Here is a 21,536-nt window from a genome sequence, read left to right on the forward strand (position 1 = left end):
CCCTTTTTACCAAGTATCGGAACCCTTCCCGCATAAGCAAAAAAGCTGGGAGCAAGGTCAACTGCCTTCAAAAGTTGTTAAGAGAAGACAACTTTTGACAAGCTTCAGTTTCCTTGTCCCAGCCTTTCAAGGACTATTAATCAAAGTCATAAAGGTCGGTGACTGACACCACCTGGTCGAAATCCAATAAAACTAAGTAAACATCCGTCACTTGCTTGCCTTTTGCCAGGCTTAAGGCTCGAGCGTAGAGGCTCATTTGGAAGCGATACTTATCGACAATCTGGTCAATCTGGGCTGACTTAGTCATGCTTACCCAAGGTCGATAGCGGTCGGTCTTATAGTCAATTAAGATGAGCCGACCATCAGGCAAATTAAGATAATTATCAACGACCCCGTGGACCAAAAGCTGACTATCACCTAGTTCTTGAAGCTGGTCAGCACTTAGCTGACGAGCAAACAACTTGGCAGCTGGCAGACGATAGGAGAAGGCCTGCTCGCGATGTAGGGATTTAGCCTGTTTAATCAGGACTTGGCCCAAGTCACTAGCTAAAAATTGGCAAATGCTGGCTAACTTAACGGCCTCCCACTGACTAGCTTCCATAAAGCCAGCGGCTAGCCAAGCTTGCGCCTGCTCTTGAATGGCAACCGGATAGTCCGACACATCCAGCCCTTCTAGCGCACTAAAGTCCAGTTGCTGCATAACATAGTGGGTAAAAGTCCCAATCTGGGCAGCTGTATAGGCTTGGCGCTCTCGGACAAAGCGCGGCGCTTGGAAGGTATCGCCAGTAAATCGAATACTCTGAATACCAGCCTTTTGGCCAGTCTCGGCCTCTTCCGCCCTTTCCTCATCTTCTTGACTAAGCCAATCCCAACTGATTTGCCCTGGCCGCCGGTCGGTGAAGTGAGATAGTTTTTCATTATGAGGTTCTTCATAGAGACGCTTGAGCTCCGACACAGATTGGTAGCTAGAGGTCTTACTAGCCAGACCGTAGTCGTACTGACTCTCTAGGAGACTTTGTATAAAGGCCCCTACCTCACTTGTCACCTCATGCTGATCGACTGTTAATTTCAAATCTGCCAACCAGTTTTGGTCATCCTGAAGCCAAGGTCTAGACGCAGATACCTTGAGAAGTGGCAAAAGCTCTGCTTCCGCCACATAAGTCAGACGCACTTGTTCATTGGTAAAGTCAGTCGTAGATTGAGGGTGACGTCCACTAAAGGCTGTCGCCATGAGCAACCAATCCAGCCAACTTCCTGCTCCCTGGCGGAGGGCGCGATTCATGACCAATTCTTGGCCACTTGCAGTCACAATTTGCTCCTGTTTAGTCTGGACTTGGTCTTGGGATTTGACACTGCCCACAATCACCAGTTTTTGCTCACAACGGGTCAAAGCCACATAGAGCTTACGCATTTCTTCTGATTTCAACTGGCCACGACGCTCTAATTTAATAGCTTCCTTAATGAAGGAAGGATACTGCAATTGATGTTTAATATCCAGATAATCCAATCCCAAGCCATAGCGTTTAGAAGGTACATAAACCTTCTGCGTATCCTGAATGTTGAAACGTTTGCCCGTCTGCATTAGATAAACAAAAGGAAACTCTAGCCCCTTGCTGGCATGAACGGTCATGACACGCACAAAATTCTGGTCCTCACTCAGTAAGAGGGGCTCAGCCAAATCTTGGTCGTGGGCCATGATTTGTTCAATAAAGCCAACAAAAGCCGTCAAGCCCTTATAGTTACCCGCTTCAAATTCCACTACCCGTTCATAGAAAGCATGGAGGTTAGCCTGGCGTTGATCCCCTTGATCCAAACCTGCCACATAATCTAGGAAGTAGGTTTCTTGATAGAGGGTCCAAATTAAGGTGACCAGGTCCACTCTTTGGGCTAGCTGACGCCATTCTTTGAGTTTGTCCATGAAGGTAGTCAAGCTTTCTTGTAGGGCTATTAGACTCGCTTCTTCTAAGAGTAACACTTGCTGGCAGGCTTCATAGAAACTGCCGCTACTAGGCACCCGAATGCGAATCTGACTGAGTTGCTCATCACTTAAGCCCACAAAATGTGACCGTAAAATGGCCACTAGGGGAATGTCTTGATGAGGGTTATCAATCAATTTAAGCAGGGCTAGCATGAGCCGAATTTCTTGGCGTTGGAAATAATTCTCAACATTTTGACTTAGGAGTGGAATTCCTAGCTGTTCAAAGACTTGTTTAACCGGTTGGAAGGGATGGCGGGTCGAACTCAGAATAACAAAGTCCTGATAGGTTACCGGCCTTTGCTGACCTAGTTCCTTGTCATAAATCTGCCACCCTGCTTGGACGCGCGCTTGAATATCCCGGCCAATAAGCCAAGCTTCCGCTTCAAGGCTAGTCTCCACACCTTGATCCAAGTCTAAGTCCTGGTCTTCAGGCTCCCCTTCATCTGCTGCTGAGGACTCATAGAGTAAGAATTCAATATCGAATTCCGGATCAGGAGGCGCAGGTAAAAAACTATGATTGCCTGTCTTGAGCGACTCCATGGCACCGTACTGCATTTCCCCAAAACCTGGGTCCATCAGACGCTGAAAGACAAAGTTAGTAAATTGTAAGATTTCGTCACGAGAACGATAGTTGGCATCTAAGACAATCAGATGACCGCCTTTGCCTTCTTGATAGGCCTGATATTTGGCTAAGAAGAGGCTAGGCTCTGCCATACGGAAGCCATAGATGGACTGCTTGACGTCCCCTACCATGAAGAGATTACCACTTAAGTCTTGGCGGCGTTCACGCGACAGAAAACTTAAGATAGTCGCTTGAATGTCGTTAATATCCTGATACTCGTCCACTAAGACTTCGCGGAAGAGATCCTGATAATAGAGGGCCGCCTCGGAAGGTTGCCGCTGCCCTAAGTCCGCATCATAAGGGGCCAGAATATCCAGAGTCAGATGCTCTAAGTCATTATAGTCAATGCAGTTTTGTGCAACTTTGGCTTGCCAGAGAGCCTGACGGAATTCAAGCGTCAAGTGGGCCAAGTCTTGGATGCTAGCCCCCGCCTGCCCTTCTACATAGACCGTCGTATCGTAATCTAGAACCATCAATTGTCGCACTCGCTCAATCTGCTCCTTGGCTTGATCTCGTAAGGCCTTTACTTGCTCCAAAAGCTCCTTGTCTTCTTCCGCCTTCTTGCCGCTTGGCCATCTATCGAAAGAGACTTGTTGGAAGAGAGCAAAAACTTGGGCTAAATCTTGACCTGTCAGGACTGACTGCAAGGCTTGCACCTGGCTTCGCTCAGCTTCTAAGAGGGGCTGTAATTTACTTATCATTGCATCTGTCAGACTTTCTAGGCCAGCTAAAGCCTGGTCTAGCAGATGCTGAGCATGTGACAGACTAGCCAGCCATTCAGGCAAAAGGACTGCCTGATAGAGCCCGGTCTGAGCAAAGTCCTCAAAATGTAAGGCCTGGTCTGCTAGCTGAGATAGCCAGACTTGGGGCTCAGGATGAGACGAAGCAAATTGATAAAGGTCTAAAATCAATTGATAGAGCCCTTGGTCGCTAGGCCCTGGACTGAATTGAGCTAGCAGATGGAAAAGTTTTTCCTGCCAGTCGGGATTTTGGGCCAGGTCAATCATCAGCTCCTGCCAAACTTCTTGATAGAGCAAGGATTTCTGCGTCTCATCTGTTAAGAGTCGGAAACTTGGGTCAAAATCAATAATATAGAAATACTGTTGGATAACCTGCAAGCAGAAACTATGCAAGGTTCGGATATGAGAAGCTGGCAACAATTGAAGTTGGCTGACCAAATGGGCTTGCTCGACTCTATCGGCCGTCTGGTTGACGGCTTGTTTGAGCCGGTTCTCCATACGCGCCTTCATCTCACTAGCAGCGGCCTCCGTGAAGGTAGAAACCAGCAATTGATCCATGTTGGCATAATGAGTCAACAAATGATTGAGAATCCGTTCAATCAAGACCGTGGTCTTACCTGACCCGGCTGAAGCGGAGACCAGAATATTGCTACCCCGTTGGTGGATGGCTTCCCACTGGCTATCATTAAATCGCGAATTCAAAGGTTTAGCCGGTAAATTTTCCAAGGTCATAGCTGGCCTCCTTTCTCACTCGTTTCCGTGTTTTCTGTCTTACTTGCTTCTTTTTCGATTTGGGCTAAGACTTGATCCTTAGCCAGGCGTTTATGACGGTAAGCACCATAATGCACGGTTGCATCAAAGCCTGTAATAACCCGATAGTCGGCTTGCAGGCTAGGTGTAAAGCGCTCATCCTTAAAGGGCGCCAAGCTGATATCCCCTCTTTGAATGGCATTCCCTGCCTGGGTCATCAAATGGAGCAGATGCCGATTAATCAGGCTTAATTCCGCTTGATTGACAGCCGGAACATGCTGATAGTAGCTACCATCTTTTTTAAGTTGAACCGGGTAGATCTGACTCTTCGACTGATTGGCTAAGCCAGGCTCAATGGTCACTAATTCAGAGCCCGAAATGGTCATTAGCCCCCTGTATGGATGAAGTTGGTTCTTAGCCGAATCTAGCCCATCCTGGCTCAGTCGAGCCAATTGCTTACCATCAACCTTGACGAAGCCACCTGCTAAGGATTGATAGAAGGCGCCTACTGCTTTGGCATGAGGATAACGTTGACTGGCAACTTTCAGATAGGTCAAGACCTGCAAATCCAAACCATAGTAGAAGTCTACTAGGTTGAAAGTCTTCTTACCGGATTTGTAGTCCACGACCTGGTAGTAACTTTGGCTTGGATCCGCATCAATGCGGTCAATCTTACCTCGTAAGGTTAGGCTGCCCTTATCCAAAGGCAGGATTAAGCCAGCTTCTTGCTGGCTACCAAAGACCAGCTCGGTCGCAACGGGTTGAACCGTTAAGGCTTGACTTTGCGCCAGACTGACACTTAAAAATTGCCGCAAATGCTGATCCAGCTTGCGCTTAATCAAGTACATGCGAGGATTGGTGCCAAAGATATTAAAGCGTATGTCTTCCGCCATAAGGGTCTGAATGCTAGCAAAGTTAGTTTCAAAATCAGGCCTAGCCGCTTGTGCTTGGGTAAATTTATCTAGGAAATCATGATAATAATCCCCTGCCCCTGCGGCATTTAACTCTAGCTGCTGACGGGGACGAATTTTTAGCCCATAAAGCAAGAAATGACTATAAGGATCCTGGTAATACTGTTCTAACTTAGAAACTGATGCCGTCATCTTCTGACCGAAGAGGGCCAAGGCTGTCTCTGGTGTCAGATTCTGAGGCAGTTGGTTAAATTGGAAGAGTTGAGCCAAGAGTACCCAAGTATGAGGATTTTGGCTGGCCATTAAGGTCAAAAAGTCTAGAAAGGCAGCACTTGGTCGGTCCTTTTGTTGCGAATAGTGATGAACTAGCTGCAAGAGCGGACTCATTTGAACCGGATAACGACCAAACTCAAGTCGGCTTAATTTGACTTGATTCTGATGAATCAAGGTATGGGTATAGGTCTTAATAGGTAGATGGAATTGCTTAGCCAATTGCTGCAAATATGGCGATAGCTTAACGGTCTGTTGCCCCTTCATAGCCACATAAGAGAGATAGAGTCGGTCGCTGGCGCTGAGCAAGACCTGCTGGGTCATGAGCAGTTCTAAACTATAATTGTGCTGGCTAGACTGGCGCAGTTGCTGGTAAGGCAAAAGACTTTCCCCCAGAGATTGGCGGTTGGCCACACTCAGTAGCGAATCTTCTTGATGATGCTTAGGTAGCGTTAGCTCGTCTGCCCCTAGCACAAAACAAACCTTATAAGCTTGAACCTGAGGACTTTCCATGCTAGTAACCATGACTTGGTCTAGGGCTGGTGGAATAATATGGAAGGTGGCTTCATTCAAACCCGTTAGCAGGAGTTCTTGGAACTCACTATAGGTCAGCTCGGCCTCTCCATAAAGTTGATAGAATTCATCTAGACTGGCGGTCAAGGTCTGCCAAACTTGTTCATACTGGCGAGACAGGGCCAGGTCACCTTTTTGGATGGCTTGGTCGCGCCGGGCAATCAGACGATCCTTTATACCTACTTCTTCCAACCACTGATAGAGCCATTCAGCAGCTTTTTGGCCATTAAAGCTAGTCGCCTGCGCTAAGTCTTGGTAAGGGGCAAAATCAGCCAAGAAGGACTCCCGCAAGGCTTGGACTACTTGACCATAAGTCTGGTCGGTCACTTGCCCAGCGGCATTGACATAGGGACGGTCTGCTTGGTCAAAACGCCAGTCAAAAGACAATTGGGCAAAGCGATAACCCACGTAGCCATTAGCCAGCACCACATTTTCAAGTAAGTCAACTTGAGCCTTAAATTCCTCTTCTAGGGCTGGCCCATCCTGGGGATTTTGGACTATAGCCGCTCTCAGGTCAGCCGGTAACCAGAGGCCTGATTTGAGAATGCCGAAGATGTCGGCTAACTGGTAGCGATAGCGATAGAGCTTTAGCCCCGCTTCCAGCCACAGGACCAGGGGATGCTGGCCCATACTTACGGCATGGTCATAGAAATAAGGAATATCATTCTGTTCAAAGAGGGCTGTCACCAAGGGACGATAACGGTCCATATCCCGCGTGAGGACTAAGATATCGCGGTAACGGTAGCCCTCCTGACTCACCAACTGGTGAATCTTGTTGCTAGTATGTCGGACTTCCGTCTGAATGGCATCGTGCTCCCAAATCACATGAGTCTTAACTTGATTGAGCGGCTGACTCAGTTCTTGAGGGGCTAGCCGCAAGTGATTTTCAAAGGCCTGGGCTAACGTTAAAATATTATCTTGGTAGCCCTCCTGCACCTGGTCAATGGTCCAATCCTCTGCCACAGGCAAATGGAGTGACTGGGCTAGCAATTGCATTTGCCCATAGGTATGACGAGCTACTTCGATGAGTGGATCATAGGCTTTAGAACGAGCCGCTTGCTGGGATAAAGGCAAGGTAATCCAGACAGCCTGACATTGTTGAATCAAGGTGGTCAATAATTGTAGCTGCTGACCATTGAAGAAATAGTGGTGATCCACGACCAAATAGGTCGGCCGGCTTAAGGGATGAGCCTTAATATAGCTATCCAAACGCTGTAAGTCATGATAATGCCCTATGACTTGCCCCTCAATTTCTTGGATGAAGCCTTGATAAAGCAGGGCCAACTCAGCTAAGCGCTTGGCTTCCTGCTGGTTCAAATCAGGCACTTGACTCAGATTCCCTGGCTGAATTTGCCCTAGATAGAGTTCATCGAAGAGCTGGGCTAATTTCTCGGCAAAGCCCTGATGCTTAACCTGACCACGAAAGACCTGTAATTGATCCTGATAGCGAGCCAGCAGGCGTTTAATAATCATAATCTGGCCAATACTAGAAATTGGCTTTTCATCCGCTAGGCTGTTGGGCATGAGGAACCAGGCCAGGCGTTTGAAGGAAACTACCTGAATGTCGACTAGAGCCGCCTCATTGGAGCCATATTTGTCTTGGACAGCTGCTAGCAAATAGGACTCCATATCAAATTTTAAGTGTTCAGGTACTAAATAAAATAGCTGGGCCTCAGGCTCCTTGGCTTTGATGTCCAATAATTTATCTACCAAGATTTTTTTCTTAGCACGATCCAGTCCCCCTAGGACAAATTGTAGCATGCGGGGCCCTCCTTTCTCTATCGATGGTAAGGTCTATTTGATAGGGCAAGAAGCTCAGACCTTAGGCCTGAGCGTTTGCTTGGATAATACCGACGATGACTTGGGTTGCTTTAACCATGGATTCAACTGCGACAAATTCATAGCGTCCATGCATGTTCTCGCCCCCGGCAAAAATATTAGGTGTTGGTAAGCCCATGAAGGAAATCTTAGATCCATCGGTCCCACCACGAATGGGTTCAATAATTGGCTTAATCCCAATGGCTTCCATGGCAGACTTGGCCAGTTCAACAGACTTCATGTCTTGCTCAATGACTTCGGCCATGTTGTAGTATTGGTCCTTCATTTCAAGGCTAAGAACTGGGACTGGATAGGCCGCATTCATCTTATCAACAATACTTTGGACCAGATCCTTCTTAGCTTGAAAGGCTTGGCGGTCGTGATCACGAATAATTAAGTCCAACTGGCCTTGATCCACGGTCACTTGGGCCTCCATTGGATGGATAAAGCCTTGACGGCCATCTGTCTTCTCAGGCACTTGATCCTCTGGCAAAGCAGAGAGGAAGTCCTTAAGCAATTGTACTGCATTAATCATCTTACCCTTGGCAGTCCCTGGGTGGATATTTTTGCCGTGGAAATGCAAACGTGCCCCTGCCGCATTGAAGCTCTCATATTGGAGCTCACCGACCGGCCCACCATCCATGGTATAGGCAAAATCACAGCCAAAGTGCGCCACGTCAAAGCGGTCGGCCCCACGACCAATTTCTTCATCTGGACCAAAGGCAACTCGTACCTTACCATGTTCAATCTCAGGATGAGCCGCCAAATAAGCCATAGCCGTCATGATTTCAGCAATACCAGACTTGTCGTCTGCCCCTAAGAGGGTTGTCCCATCCGTTACAATCAAAGTTTGACCTTGGTAACTGCTTAAGGCTGGGAAGTCCGCTACCTTCATGACAATGTCTTGAGCCTGATTGAGGACGATGTCTTGACCATCATAGTCTGGAATAAGGCGAGGTTGAACATTTTCAGAATTAAAATCTGCCGTATCCACGTGTGCGATAAAACCGATGGTTGGGACTGACTTGTCGCTAGTTGCTGGGAGGGTTGCCGTTACAAAGGCATTTTCTGGGTTGAACTCTACTTCTTGGAGGCCAATGGCCTTCAATTCATCCACTAAGAGATGCAGTAAGTCCAACTGACAAGCGGTTGAAGGTACACTGGTGCTAGCTTCATCAGAGCGGGTGTTAATTTTAGCGTAACGGATTAAACGTTCTTGGGTTTCTTGGAAAAATTGTTCTGTCATTAGATGTCTCTCCTATTCATAACGGAAGGGGTTAGTTGATACTTGAGATGGGATGACTTGATAATCAAAGCCTTGTTCTTGAGCTAATTGGGTCAGGAAGGCTGGCATTTTTTCTTTGAAGATGCTCTCAACATAGTGACCCACATCGACCGTCATCATGTCTTCTTGATAGCATAATTGCGCCCGATGGTAGGAAATGTCTCCGGTTAAAAAGACGTCAGCCTGGCTTTGCGCCGCCGCTTGAATATATTCTGGCTGGGTCCCGCTACCGCCGATCAAGGCAATTCGTTGATAGCTATCCTTAGGCTTGGCTTCTACCACTGGCAATTCAGTCCGGCCATAGCTTGACTTCAAGAGAGCCAATAGGGCCTGCCGATTGAGCGCTTGAGGCAGATTCCCCACTCGCCCTAAGCCAGGCTGGCCTTCTTGAGCGCCCGGTGTTAAGGACGTCACTTCTTCTAATCCCAGTTGCTCTGCTAGCCAGTCATTCATGCCATTGTGGGCAATGTCAAAGTTAGTATGCATGGCAAATACTTTGATGTCATGTTTAATTAAGGCTTCATAGCGAGCTTGTTCAGGACTGGAAAAGTCAAACCGTCTAATTGGACTGAAGAGGACTGGATGGTGAACGATTAGAGTATCTACACCCTTCTCAATGGCTTCGGCTAGACTGGCGTCATCTAAATCTAAAACCGCCATGAGACGCTTAACAGGAGCCTCAGGCCGACCAAAGTGGTTGCCGACTTGGTCCCAGGATTCGGCCATTTGAGGCGGATAGAGGGCCTCAAGAGCGGTCATTAATTGGCGAAAATTTGTCATCTTATCATTACTCCTCTTCTTGACATTGGCTTAAGCTATCCGCAATCCAGCCTAATTTTTCAGCAATCTCAGCTAGTTTAGCATAATCTGGTTGAGCTGCTGCTTGAATTTGGGCTTTAATGGCCTTGAGATTGGCTTGCTCTCGAGCCCATTTTTGTTTATATAAAGGCCCTCTCTTTTGGCTTAAGATTGGACCAAGATAGGCCTGGCGTGGACTTAAATCAGAGGCACCTGGTTGATGCTGGGCAACGATAATTTCATAGAGTCGTTGACTGTCTTCCACAATGGTCTCGTGGACAATCTGGTAGTCGTGTTGACTGAGCCAGGTTCTTAAAGTCGCTTCCCCGATATTTGGCTGAAGCACTAGCAATGGGCCATGACTTAACTTATCTTGCCCCTCGTCCAATATAGACCGAATGAGACTGCCTCCCATGCCACAAATACTGATAACATTAATGGCATCGTCAGCTTGGATGACGGCTAAGCCGTCCCCCAGTCTTACTTGAATCATTGAATCTAAGCCCTGACTTTGAACCTCGGCTTGGGCAGATTGATAAGGCCCCTTTACGACCTCCCCTGCTACTGCTGCTTGAATTTTTTGATTGAGGGCTAAATGGCATGGCAAATAAGCATGATCACTGCCAATATCCGCCAAACGGATGTCACTTGCCCCATACTGGCAAATCAAGTCTGCCACTGTGGCTAAACGCCGCGATAATTGTTGAGAATTCAAGCTCCCACCTCCTAAAACTACTAGTTCTATTATACCCCATTCTTGTGAAAACGCCTATGAATTTACTAAGACTTTGGCGTCTTTTAGGCAACTTGTTAACAAATGATAAAAAAAACGCCCCTGCCATTAGCAAGCGCGTTTCCTTTTAAGGCTAATTAGTCATTTAAAAGGCGTGAAACTTCCCGACGAGTCAGATAACGACTGCGTTTTGGAATGATGGCGTCAACATTGGTGCGAGCCAGAATCACTAGAATAATGAAGGCTAGCGCCCAAGCCTCTAGACCTGCTAGAGCGGCAGTACCCCAAGTAAAGGGAATTTCTTGTTGCATGAGCCAAAGCATGCCGACCTTGATAGCTAGGAAGCTAGCTACCACTAAGAGACTGGCAGTCCCCATATTCAAGTAAGTTGAGGAATAACGGCGGTTGTTGAGGGTCTTTTGGGTATATTTGGCGAAGAAACCTGCCAAGCCAGCTGCTGTGTAGGGCAAGACATCAATCAAGGCAGTTGAGACAATATCGCCAAAATGCCCCGCTACAGCGCCCGTAATTAAGCCAACCACCACGCCACTCACAACGGCATTGGCACCACCGTGACGGAGTCCTACCCAAATGAGAGGCAAGACAACAAGTGCAGTATGGAGAGGTAGTTCACCCAGTTTCAGCCAGAGAATGGAAATTGCCAAGCTGAGCACAATGGCTAGCAGAACATCTCGCAAACGACGTACTGTATGTTTATTCATTAGGGCGTCCCTCCTTAGTTCTTATTAGGTTGGTATTGCGACGCTTCCATAATGATTGGAAGCACAACCGGACGACGCTTGGTTTCCTTGAAGAAGTACTTGCTAACTTGTTCCCGCAAATCACTCTTCAATTCAGCCCAGTCGAACTCTTCGCTGGCCAAATGTTTATCCAAGATGTCTAAGGTCATGTCCGAAGCAGATTCAATCAAATCGATGCTGGACTTAACATAGATGAAGCCACGGGTTACGATTTGTGGCCCTACCAATACCTTCTTGAGACGGCGGGAAATTGTCGCGACGATGACACAAATCCCATCTTCACTGAGGATACGACGGTCGCGTAAGACGACACTCCCGATATCGCCGACCCCATTCCCATCGACTAAGATGTCCCCTGCTGGCACTTCTTGAGTCATCAGGAATTGGCCCTTACGGTATTCAATCACATCTCCGGCACTTGGAATGAAGATTTGATCATCTTCATAACCCAACTGATTGGCAATGTCAGCCAAAGCAGCTTGTTGACGGTATTCACCGTTTACAGGGATGATGATTTTTGGTTGTAAGAAATTAATCATGAGTTTGAGCTCATTAGGGGTCGCGTGACCAGATGCCTTGAAGCTGTCGGTCAAGACCTTAACTTGAGCGCCTGCTCGGTAGATCATATCTTGGGTCCGCGCCATAGCTGTCTCAATGGCAATTGAAGGCGTTGAGGCAAAGAGGACCAAATCCCCTTCTTGCATCTTAACTTGTCGATGACGACCTTGAGCCATGAGTTGCAAGGCTTGAATAGGTTCACCTGACATGCCGGTTTCTAAGATAATAATTTCATGGTCCTTGAACTTGCCAATATTCTTCATTTGGCCGAAGGTACGCTTACTTGGCATGATTAGTTTGTCTAACTTGATAGCCGTATCCACGATATCCATGAGCTCCCCACCTGGAACGAAAATGGTCCGTTTAGAAGTGTGGGCAGCATCCATGACTTGCTGAAGACGCGCGATGTTGCTACCAACGCAGGCCACAATAACCCGACCATGGGCATTACGGAAAGTCTCTAAGATTTCATCCGCCGCCTGTTGGTCACTGACGTTTTCCACATGGCTTTCAGCTTCTGAAGAATCGGCCAAGAGGGCTAGAACGCCACTCTCCCCAATATCCGTCAAACGCCCAAAGTGAGTCTTGTAAAGAGGCTTAGCACTTGGGTCAATACGGAAATCACCCGTATAGACAATGGAGCCTTCCTTGGTTTGGATGACAATCCCCACAGAGTCTGGAATGGTGTGAGTCGTACGGAAGAAGGAAACATTGGCATCTTCGAATTCAATTTCTACTTCCTCATCGATTTTGAAGAAGTTCTCTAAACGGTCCGCCAGGCCCCGCTCCTTGGCTAGAAGTGAAGCTAATTCAATGGTCAATTCCGTCCCAAAGACAGGTGCTTCAATTACTTCTAGGAGATAGGGTAAGGCCCCCACAGCATCGGCATGCCCGTGAGTGAGGAAAATCCCCACGACGCGGTCCGCATTTTCTTCTAAGTAGGAGAAGTCTGGGATAACGGCGTCAATCCCTAGCAAACCCTCCTCTGGGAAGACTAAGCCACAGTCCATTACAAAAATAGACTCGTTGACTTCTACCACATACAGGTTCTTCCCTGCTTCGCGGACCCCACCTAGGGGAATAATTTTAATATTGCTCATAATTCACCTCAAAAATTCATTTCATAAAGTCGATAAGTGCTGTCGATAACCGGTCCAGCAATTATCACAACTGTTGTAGATGTTCTCCTTATTATATACTGTTTTGCCTGATTTTGCAAAGGCCCAATCGAGGCAAAAGCGTCTATAAGCTGGCTCCTAGAGCACTCCTAATCTATGAAATGTAAAAGAGGCCTATCGGCCTCTTTTCCTAATGCTATTCACCAAATATGTCCTGATAGAGCATGGCTTGACGTAGAGCTTGGGCGTCGCCACCTAGTTGGTCCACCAACTCATAGGCAAAGGCCAAGGCGGAGGCTGGCCCTCGACTGGTAATCACTCTATCATCTACCACTACCAATTCTTTGACATAGTGTCCATCTGTAATCTGCTCTTCAAAACCATCATAGCAGGTATAGGTTTTGTCTGCTAGAAGCCCTGCTTGAGCCAAGGCAATTGGCGCCGCACAGATGGCCGCCACCAGCTTACCTTCTTGATGGTGGTTCTTGAGCGCACGCACTAAATCTTCTTGGTCTCGCAAGGTGGCGGCACCTGGCATGCCACCAGGTAGCACCACCGCATCATAAGGGGCTAAGCTAAGTGGCCAGACCTGATCCATTTCCACCGTGATGGCATGGGAGCCTCTTACATACTTGGCCCATCCTACCATATGAACTTGAATCTGAGCACGTCTTAAGACATCCACTGCGGTCAAGGCTTCGATTTCTTCAAAGCCAGGTGCAAAAATTACGGCAACTTTAGCCATTAGCCTACCCCTTTCTCAGAAAATGTGTCTGAGCTTACAAATTAAACTAGTCTTCCAAACCAGGAATCCGGTGGAAAATCTTATCAATATTGATTAAATGAACTTCTAATTCGAAGCAGGAGTCAAGTGTTGCGGCATCCATAGTCGCTTGAATGGTTGGGTCTTCTTGCAAGAGTTGCTTGAAAGGAATGGCCTCAAACCAAGACTTCATAGCCAGCGGTTGTACCAAGTCATAGGCCTGCTCACGAGCAAAACCGTATTTCTCAATCAAGGTCGACATGGTCCGCTGAGCGAAGATGACACCATGAGTGGCATAGATATTCTTAATCATGTTATCTTCAAAAATAGTCAAGTTTTGGATTACCTTAGTGAAGCGTGCCAACATGTAATCTAAGAGGCTGGTTGCATCCATAGATAAGATACGTTCCGCACTAGAGTGGGAAATATCTCGTTCATGCCAGAGCGGAATATTTTCGTAGGCCGCTAGCATATAGCCCCGCATAATACGGGCACAGCCGGCCATGTTCTCACTTGAGATTGGATTGCGCTTATGTGGCATGGCACTGGACCCTTTTTGATTTTTGGAGAAGAACTCTTCTGCTTCTCGCACCTCGGTCCGTTGGAGATGCCGAATCTCCACACCAATTTTCTCAATCGAACTCGCGATTAAGGCCAAGGTGGCATAATAATCAGCATGCCGGTCCCGTTGGAGGGTCTGAGTAGACACATGGCTAGACTCAATGCCCAGGCTTTGGCAGACATAGTCTTGAACTTCTGGTGGCGTGTTGGAGAAAGTCCCCACAGCCCCTGAAATTTTACCAACTTCTACCATTTTACGGGCAGCCTTAAAGCGTTCGATATGGCGATTAAATTCATCATAGTAGAGGGCGAATTTGAGCCCGAAGCTAGAGATATCGGCATGTACCCCATGGGTCCGACCAATACATGGCGTGAATTTATACTTGAGCGCTTTTTCCTTGAGGGCAGCTTGGAAATCTAAGAGGTCTTGATAGAGAATATCATTGGCTTCTTTATAGAGGAGACCATAGGCCGTGTCTACAACGTCGGTTGAGGTCAAGCCATAGTGGATCCACTTCTTCTCAGGACCTAAGTAGCTGGAGACATTGCGGGTGAAAGCCACGACATCGTGTTTGGTTTCCTTTTCTAATTCCAGAATGCCCGCTAGGTCAAAGTCGGCCTTTTCAAAGAGAGCCTGGACATCTTCCTCAGGGACCACCCCCAAGGTTGACCAAGCCTTAGCGGCATATAGTTCAACTTGGAGGGCTGCCCGCCAACGATTTTCATCACTAAAAATACTGCGCATGGGTTCGCGACTGTAACGTTCTAACATCTTGTAACTCCTTTACTTGAGCCTGTGCTTATAATGAGCGATAGCCGATGTCCTGACGGTAGAATAAATCAGGACAATCAATCTTCTTAATCTCATCATAAACCTTCTGTCTAGCACTGGCAAGTGTGGTCCCCTTGGCACAGACAATGAGGACACGCCCACCATTTATGGTCAGTTCATTCTCTACCTTGCGGGTCCCCATATGGAAGACCGGCACACTTAGCTGATCCAAGCCCTTAATAACGCTACCTTTAACACTTGCTTCGGGATAACCTTTGGCGGCTAAAACCACACCAATAACCGCATCTTGATCCCATTCCAAGTGGAAGTCCTGGCCATCAATGACGGCATTGGCCACCTGATAAAGGCTAGATTTGAGTTGTAGAAGGAGCACTTCGCATTCTGGATCTCCAAAACGAACATTGAATTCAATTGTTTTGACACCGTCGGCACATTTCATCAGACCCGCATAGAGGATGCCATAGAAAGGCATGCCTTCTTGAGACATGGCATCTACCATGGGTTGAACGACTTGTTCTAGGCCTTGAGCAACATCCTGGTCCCTGATATGAGAAATAGGCAGATAGGCTCCCATGCCTCCAGTGTTGAGGCCACGGTCACCGTCTAGGGCCCGTTTATGGTCTTGGGCAACCTTCATAGGCACGACCTTGCGGTCTGATACAAAACACATGAGGGAAAATTCTTCCCCTTCTAAGAATTCTTCAATAACGACGGAGCCACCTGCGTCAGCAAATTTAGCTTCCTGCATCATGGCCTTGAGGGCTTCTTGCGCTTCTTCTTGAGTCTGGGCGATAATGACCCCCTTGCCCGCTGCTAGGCCATCGGCCTTGAGGACAATAGGGGTTGCCTGCTGAGCGAGATATTGTTTGGCTGCCTCATAATCGCTAAAACTCTCATGCTTGGCTGTGGGAATCTGGTATTTGGCCATCATCTGCTTGGAGAAGACTTTGCTGCCTTCTAGCTGAGCCGCCTGAGCAGAGGGACCAAAGGCCCGAATACCGGCTGCTTGAAGGCGGTCTACGAGACCGTCGACTAGATATACTTCCGGCCCTATGAAGACCAAATCAATGGGCTCCGTCTGACAAAAAGCAATAAGCTCGGGTTCGGTCAGAGATAAACAGGTTCCAAACTCCGCCACGGCTGGGTTATCACCCAGGAGAAAAACTTGATGACCTTCTTGGTGGAACTTGTAAGCTATGGCATGCTCACGTCCACCGGCACCTACTACAAGTACCTTAGCCATCTTAGTGTTTAAAGTGGCGTGTGGTCGAGAAGACCATGGCCACACCTTTCTCATTGGCTACATCAATGGAAGCTTGGTCCTTGATGGATCCACCAGGTTGCACTACTGCGCTGATGCCATAGTCAGCTGCAATTTCAAGGCTATCAGGCATTGGGAAGAAGGCATCTGAAGCTAGTACTGCTCCCTTAGCCTTGTCGCCAGCCTGTTCTAGGGCTAGCTTAGCCGCCCCAACCCGGTTCATTTGCCCGGCGCCAATACCTAGTGTCTGGCCATTCTTAGCCACTACAATGGCATTGGACTTGACATGCTTGACAATTTTAAGGCCAAATTCTAAATCAGCTTTTTGGTCCTCACTTGGGGCAAGATGGGTTACTTGACGCCAGTCTTCTGCTAGGGCTTGGTTGGCATCTTGAATCAAGAGACCACCACGCACACTCTTAATTTGAGGCTGAGCCAAGTTGCCACCTTGTGGAATTTGGTAGAGACGCAGATTTTTCTTTTTCTTAAGCAAGTCTAAAGCTTCTGCCTCATAGCCTTCAGCTAGAATAATTTCTAGGAAAATGGCATGTAATCGCTCTGCGGTCGCCAAATCTACTACTCCATTAATGGCCACTATCCCACCAAAGATAGAGATTGGATCCGCCTCATAAGCCTTATCAAAGGCTTCCTTGACACTAGCTCCTAGAGCTACCCCGCAAGGATTCATATGTTTCACCACCACACAGGCTGTCTGACCTTGAAACTCATTAAGGATATCCAAGGCAGCGCTGGCGTCCTGAAGGTTATTGTAGGACATCTGCTTGCCGTGCAGTTGAGTGGCTGACTGCAGGGTGTAGCTTTCGGCTTGATCGCTGACATAGTGCCAAGCCTTTTGGTGCGGGTTCTCACCATAGCGTAAGCTATCTTGAAGCTTGTAAGACAAGGTCAAAGTATCTGGCACTAAGTGATCGGCTTGATCAAAGTAACGGGCAATGGCTGCATCATAGGCTGCCGTTCTATGGTAAACCTTGATGGCTAGGCGTCGACGAGTGGCGGCAGACACCTGCCCGTTCTCAGCTAATTCTGCCAAGACAGCCGGGTAGTCTGCCACGTCACAGACAACCGTCACATCTTGATGGTTTTTGGCTGCTGAGCGCAACATGCTTGGGCCGCCAATATCGATGTTTTCAATCACTTCTGCTTCCGTCACGCCTGGTTTCTTGACTGTTTCTTCGAAAGGATAGAGATTGACACAGACTAAGTCAATATAATCAATTTGATTTTGACTGACTTGCTCACGATGTAAATCAGAGTCACGTTTGGCTAAGAGCCCACCATGGATAGCCGGATGCAGCGTTTTAACACGGCCTTCCAAAATTTCGGGAAAACCAGTGACAGAGGCTACATCCAAGACTTCCAGCCCGGCTTCTTTCAGATAGGTGGCCGTCCCACCCGTACTAATTAACTCATAGCCAGCAGCCACAAGGCCCTTGGCGAAGTCTAGTAAGCCCGTCTTGTCGCTAACACTTAATAAGGCACGCTTTTTACTCATATTGCCCTCCTTCTCATTCTTGGGTTAGTAATTGATAGACGACCTGAGGTAGCAGTTCATGCTCTAAGTCGTGAATACGTTGCGTCAAATCCTCCAGGGATTCATCCGCTGGATGTTGGAGACTGGCTTGGGCGATGACCTGGCCACTGTCTAACTCTTCATTGACATAGTGGACACTAATACCAATTTCACTATCGCCTGCCCGATAGGCCTGGCCAATGGCGTCTACTCCCTTGTATTTTGGCAACAAGGAAGGATGTAAGTTAATCATGGGCCCCTTGTAATGCTCTAATAGGTAAGGAGAGACAATCCGCATATAACCTGCCAAAATAATCAAGTCAACTGGCTCAATAGCCTCTAGAATGGCTGCTTCAAACTGAGCCTTGTTGGCATAATCCTTAGGACTAAAGACAAAGCAGTCGATGCCACGGCTTTGGGCCTTGGCCACAACTGGCGCGCCAGGCTTATCACAGACTAATTTGCTGATAGTCATGATTTCTTTCAATCGGTCGTCGTCGGCTAGCGCTTGAAAATTAGACCCGGTCCCTGAGGCAAAGATCGCAACGCGTTTTTTGGCTTGGGTCATGAGATAACAATCCCTTCTTGGTCAGTTACTTGGCCTAAAACAAAGGCATCCGGCAGGAGGTCCAAGACGGTTTTAACATCTTCAGGCTCTACTACAAAGGCTAGACCAACCCCCATATTAAATACATGGTACATTTCCTCCCAGTCTACCTGTCCTACTTGACTCAAATAGTGGAAGATTTCTGGCACTTGATAGGCCTTGCTATCAAGGCTCATACCCAGTCCGGCTGCCAAGCAACGAGGTAGATTCTCATGGAAACCACCTCCCGTAATATGAGCGATACCGGCCACTTTGACTTGGGCCATAACGGCTTCCACTTCCTTGGCATAGATGCGCGTAGGCGTCAGGAGGATCTCACCTAAGGTCGAGTTGCCAAAGGCTGACTTGAGGTCTAAATCATGATCGCTAATAATCTTACGAACAAGTGAAAAACCATTTGAATGGACACCACTTGAAGGAAGACCAACCACAACTTGACCAGCTCGAGTATTGTCAGGAGAAAGCAAGAGTTCCTTCTCTTGGGCCCCCACACAGAAACCCGCAATGTCATACTCGCCGTCTTCATAGAAGCCCGCCATCTCTGCTGTCTCGCCACCTACAATGGCACAGCCAGCTTGAACACAGCCATCAGCTACGCCACTGACAATGGCTTCAATTTGCTCCGGATAGTTCTTACCTACCGCAAGATAATCTAAGAAGAAGAGTGGCTTAGCACCTTGGGCCAAGATATCGTTAACACACATAGCCACCACATCAATCCCAATGGTATTATGGATATCCAGCTCAAAGGCCAGCTTGAGCTTGGTCCCCACGCCATCGGTCCCACTTACTAAGACGGGATTTTTGAACTGATAGGCGCTCAAATCAAAGCAGCCGCCAAAACTCCCGATAGAGGCTAGCATGCCCAAATTTTTGGTTCTAGCCACATGTTTCTTAATACGTTCGACAGATTCATAACCGGCTTCAAGGCTCACGCCACTGGCTGCATAGTGTTTACTCATGTTGGGCCTCCTTTTTGGCTAAATAGGCTTGTTGGATAGGGGTCAGTGAGTCATAAAATTGCTGCTCATAATCGTGTAGACCGGCTACATAGTCGGCAGAGAAGCAGTCCATGCAGAGGCCCTTGTTAGGACCTTCAGCCTCTAGGCCAATAGCATCTTTGAGCCCTTCTTCACTGAGAAAGGCCAAGCTATCTGCATTAATGAGCTGGCACACTTCCTCCAAACTATGGTTGGCACAAATCAATTCCCCAGAAGTCGACATGTCGATGCCGTAGAAGGATGGGAAGAGAATAGGTGGTGCCGCAATCCGCACATGAACTTCTTTGGCACCGGCCTCCTTAAGTAATTGGACAATCCGTCGCGAGGTGGTTCCCCGCACGATGGAATCATCTACCATGACGACTCGCTTGCCACCCACAATGGATTTGACGGCAGAAAGTTTCATACGAACCCCTTGCTCCCGCAATTCTTGAGTAGGTTGAATAAAGGTCCGGGCTACATATTGGTTCTTAATCAAGCCCATTTCATAAGGCAGTCCGGATACTTCAGCATAGCCGGTAGCGGCTGAGAGTGATGAATTAGGCACCCCAATGACCATGTCGGCTTGGGCTGGGGCTTCTTGAGCTAGGCGGCGGCCGGCACGTTTCCGAGTGGCATGGACATTCTGGCCGGCAATGACTGAGTCAGGACGAGCAAAATAGACATATTCCATGGCCGTAACAGCAGGCGATTGAGGTGCCGCATAGGCTTCAATCCGAATGCCCTGGTCGTTGATGACAACATATTGGCCCGCCATAATATTGCAGACGAACTCTGCCCCGACCACATCAATGGCGCAGGTTTCACTGGCGGCAACATAGGCCCCATTTTTCATCTTTCCGATTACTAGAGGACGCAAGGCATGTTGGTCCACCGCTCCATAGAGGGCATCCTTGGTGACAATTAGATAGGTAAAACCACCACGGAGTTGATTGAGCCCCTCTTGAAGTTTACCTTCGAAGGTCTCCGCTTGGCTGTGGCGAATGAGGTGAACCAAGACTTCCGTATCAGAGGAAGAATGGAAAATGGCTCCTCGCTCTTCAAGGCGCTTGCGTAATGCACGGGCATTGACCAAGTTCCCATTATGGCAAATCCCCAAATCCATATCATAGAAATGAAAGAGAAAGGGTTGCACATTTTCAATATGATTGGTACCAGAAGTAGAATAACGGACATGGCCAATGGCCCGATCACCTGACAAGCGATCCAAAATGCTGTCATCACGAAAGACCTCACTGACTAAACCATGGCCCCGATGATTATCCAAACCCTTACTAGATCCGGCTACAATCCCAGCCCCTTCCTGGCCACGGTGTTGGAGACTATGGAGACCAAAGTAGGTCACATGGCTAGCTTCGGGATGGTTCCAAATCCCGAACACCCCACATTCTTCATTAATTCCGCGCATTTTCTAATCTCCCTAATACTTCCTTGTAGGCTGCCATGACATCACCTAGATCGCGTCTAAAGCGGTCCTTATCTAACTTGTCTCGGGTGTCCTTGTCCCAGAGTCGACAAGTATCAGGTGAAATCTCATCGGCTAGTATAATCTGTCCGTCGCTCGTCTTACCAAACTCAATCTTGAAGTCCACCAAAATTAAGTTGGCAGCTAGGAACAAGTCTTGTAGGGCCCGGTTAATACGAGCGGTTAAGTCCTTGATTTGCGCTAGTTCCGCTTCCGTCACTAGTTCCAAAGCCACTGCATGGTCATCATTGATAAGGGGGTCGCCTAGCGCATCATTCTTATAACTCAATTCAAAGACTGGTTTAGCTAATTGGCGCCCTTCTTCTAACCCATATTTCTTAGCCATGGAGCCCGCCACGATATTACGGGTAATCACTTCTAAGGGAATAATGGTCACATGGCGGCAGACTTGGTCGGTTTCATTGACTTGCTTAATAAAATGAGTTGGGATGCCTTGCTCTGCTAGATAGGTAAAAATCAAGCTGGTAATGGCATTGTTGAGTTTACCCTTGTCATCAAATTCTTCCTTCTTAACCCCGTTAAAGGCAGTGGCACTATTCTTATAGTGAACATAGACTTCTTCAGGATTACCGGTATCAAAGAGTTGTTTAGCTTTACCTTCGTATAAGAGTTTCATGG

At 47.8% G+C, this 21,536-nt stretch carries 15 protein-coding genes; all 15 read right to left on the minus strand.

The annotated features are described in order from the left end of the window. Positions 1–136: 136 nt before the first annotated feature. Complete coding sequence (addA, locus tag ACO53F_RS00680) at positions 137–4,072, minus strand: helicase-exonuclease AddAB subunit AddA (RefSeq protein WP_485136924.1); 3,936 nt, start codon at positions 4,070–4,072, stop codon at positions 137–139. Then, complete coding sequence (locus tag ACO53F_RS00685) at positions 4,069–7,605, minus strand: PD-(D/E)XK nuclease family protein (RefSeq protein ID WP_485136925.1); 3,537 nt, start codon at positions 7,603–7,605, stop codon at positions 4,069–4,071. Before ACO53F_RS00685 ends, addA begins: the two co-directional genes overlap by 4 nt. 61 nt (positions 7,606–7,666) lie before the next feature. Then, the gene (gene pepT, locus ACO53F_RS00690; protein ID WP_485136926.1) at positions 7,667–8,908 is read right to left on the minus strand and encodes a peptidase T; all 1,242 of its coding nucleotides are present in this window, start codon (positions 8,906–8,908) and stop codon (positions 7,667–7,669) included. Between the two features lie 12 nt (positions 8,909–8,920). Beyond that, positions 8,921–9,727, minus strand: a complete 807-nt coding sequence (locus tag ACO53F_RS00695) for a Nif3-like dinuclear metal center hexameric protein (protein WP_485136927.1) — start codon at positions 9,725–9,727, stop codon at positions 8,921–8,923. 7 nt (positions 9,728–9,734) lie between these two features. Further along, positions 9,735–10,460, minus strand: coding sequence for a tRNA (adenine(22)-N(1))-methyltransferase (locus ACO53F_RS00700; protein ID WP_485136928.1), 726 nt, complete (start codon positions 10,458–10,460; stop codon positions 9,735–9,737). 155 nt (positions 10,461–10,615) lie between these two features. Then, positions 10,616–11,200 (minus strand): energy-coupled thiamine transporter ThiT, encoded by a 585-nt coding sequence (locus tag ACO53F_RS00705; RefSeq protein WP_298078264.1) that lies wholly within the window; start codon positions 11,198–11,200, stop codon positions 10,616–10,618. Positions 11,201–11,214: 14 nt separating this feature from the next. Further along, the gene (locus tag ACO53F_RS00710; RefSeq protein ID WP_023390867.1) at positions 11,215–12,897 is read right to left on the minus strand and encodes a ribonuclease J; all 1,683 of its coding nucleotides are present in this window, start codon (positions 12,895–12,897) and stop codon (positions 11,215–11,217) included. A 214-nt stretch (positions 12,898–13,111) separates the two neighbouring features. After that, positions 13,112–13,660, minus strand: coding sequence for a DJ-1 family glyoxalase III (locus ACO53F_RS00715; protein WP_485136929.1), 549 nt, complete (start codon positions 13,658–13,660; stop codon positions 13,112–13,114). A 46-nt stretch (positions 13,661–13,706) separates the two neighbouring features. Then, positions 13,707–15,011, minus strand: a complete 1,305-nt coding sequence (gene purB / locus ACO53F_RS00720) for an adenylosuccinate lyase (protein ID WP_485136930.1) — start codon at positions 15,009–15,011, stop codon at positions 13,707–13,709. A 28-nt stretch (positions 15,012–15,039) separates the two neighbouring features. Continuing rightward, a complete protein-coding gene (gene purD, locus ACO53F_RS00725) occupies positions 15,040–16,275 on the minus strand; it encodes a phosphoribosylamine--glycine ligase (RefSeq protein ID WP_485136931.1) in 1,236 nt (411 codons plus the stop codon). Position 16,276: 1 nt separating this feature from the next. After that, a complete protein-coding gene (gene purH / locus ACO53F_RS00730; protein ID WP_485136932.1) occupies positions 16,277–17,806 on the minus strand; it encodes a bifunctional phosphoribosylaminoimidazolecarboxamide formyltransferase/IMP cyclohydrolase in 1,530 nt (509 codons plus the stop codon). Between the two features lie 13 nt (positions 17,807–17,819). Beyond that, entirely contained in the window at positions 17,820–18,392 is a 573-nt protein-coding gene (gene purN, locus ACO53F_RS00735; RefSeq protein ID WP_485136933.1) for a phosphoribosylglycinamide formyltransferase, read from the minus strand. Beyond that, the gene (purM, locus tag ACO53F_RS00740) at positions 18,389–19,393 is read right to left on the minus strand and encodes a phosphoribosylformylglycinamidine cyclo-ligase (protein ID WP_485136934.1); all 1,005 of its coding nucleotides are present in this window, start codon (positions 19,391–19,393) and stop codon (positions 18,389–18,391) included. The genes purN and purM overlap by 4 nt, the downstream gene beginning before the upstream one ends. Further along, a complete protein-coding gene (purF, locus tag ACO53F_RS00745) occupies positions 19,386–20,840 on the minus strand; it encodes an amidophosphoribosyltransferase (protein WP_485136935.1) in 1,455 nt (484 codons plus the stop codon). Before purF ends, purM begins: the two co-directional genes overlap by 8 nt. Then, entirely contained in the window at positions 20,827–21,534 is a 708-nt protein-coding gene (gene purC, locus ACO53F_RS00750) for a phosphoribosylaminoimidazolesuccinocarboxamide synthase (protein WP_303765034.1), read from the minus strand. The genes purF and purC overlap by 14 nt, the downstream gene beginning before the upstream one ends. Positions 21,535–21,536 lie beyond the last annotated feature (2 nt).

The sequence above is a fragment of the Abiotrophia sp. genome (assembly GCF_057275535.1).

Coding starts and splice junctions, on each gene's coding strand:
- addA (WP_485136924.1), bottom strand. CDS start 4,072: ATGACCTTGGAAAATTTACCGGCTAAACCTTTGAATTCGCGATTTAAT.
- ACO53F_RS00685 (WP_485136925.1), bottom strand. CDS start 7,605: ATGCTACAATTTGTCCTAGGGGGACTGGATCGTGCTAAGAAAAAAATC.
- pepT (WP_485136926.1), bottom strand. CDS start 8,908: ATGACAGAACAATTTTTCCAAGAAACCCAAGAACGTTTAATCCGTTAC.
- ACO53F_RS00695 (WP_485136927.1), bottom strand. CDS start 9,727: ATGACAAATTTTCGCCAATTAATGACCGCTCTTGAGGCCCTCTATCCG.
- ACO53F_RS00705 (WP_298078264.1), bottom strand. CDS start 11,200: ATGAATAAACATACAGTACGTCGTTTGCGAGATGTTCTGCTAGCCATT.
- ACO53F_RS00710 (WP_023390867.1), bottom strand. CDS start 12,897: ATGAGCAATATTAAAATTATTCCCCTAGGTGGGGTCCGCGAAGCAGGG.
- ACO53F_RS00715 (WP_485136929.1), bottom strand. CDS start 13,660: ATGGCTAAAGTTGCCGTAATTTTTGCACCTGGCTTTGAAGAAATCGAA.
- purB (WP_485136930.1), bottom strand. CDS start 15,011: ATGTTAGAACGTTACAGTCGCGAACCCATGCGCAGTATTTTTAGTGAT.
- purD (WP_485136931.1), bottom strand. CDS start 16,275: ATGGCTAAGGTACTTGTAGTAGGTGCCGGTGGACGTGAGCATGCCATA.
- purH (WP_485136932.1), bottom strand. CDS start 17,806: ATGAGTAAAAAGCGTGCCTTATTAAGTGTTAGCGACAAGACGGGCTTA.
- purN (WP_485136933.1), bottom strand. CDS start 18,392: ATGACCCAAGCCAAAAAACGCGTTGCGATCTTTGCCTCAGGGACCGGG.
- purM (WP_485136934.1), bottom strand. CDS start 19,393: ATGAGTAAACACTATGCAGCCAGTGGCGTGAGCCTTGAAGCCGGTTAT.
- purF (WP_485136935.1), bottom strand. CDS start 20,840: ATGCGCGGAATTAATGAAGAATGTGGGGTGTTCGGGATTTGGAACCAT.
- purC (WP_303765034.1), bottom strand. CDS start 21,534: ATGAAACTCTTATACGAAGGTAAAGCTAAACAACTCTTTGATACCGGT.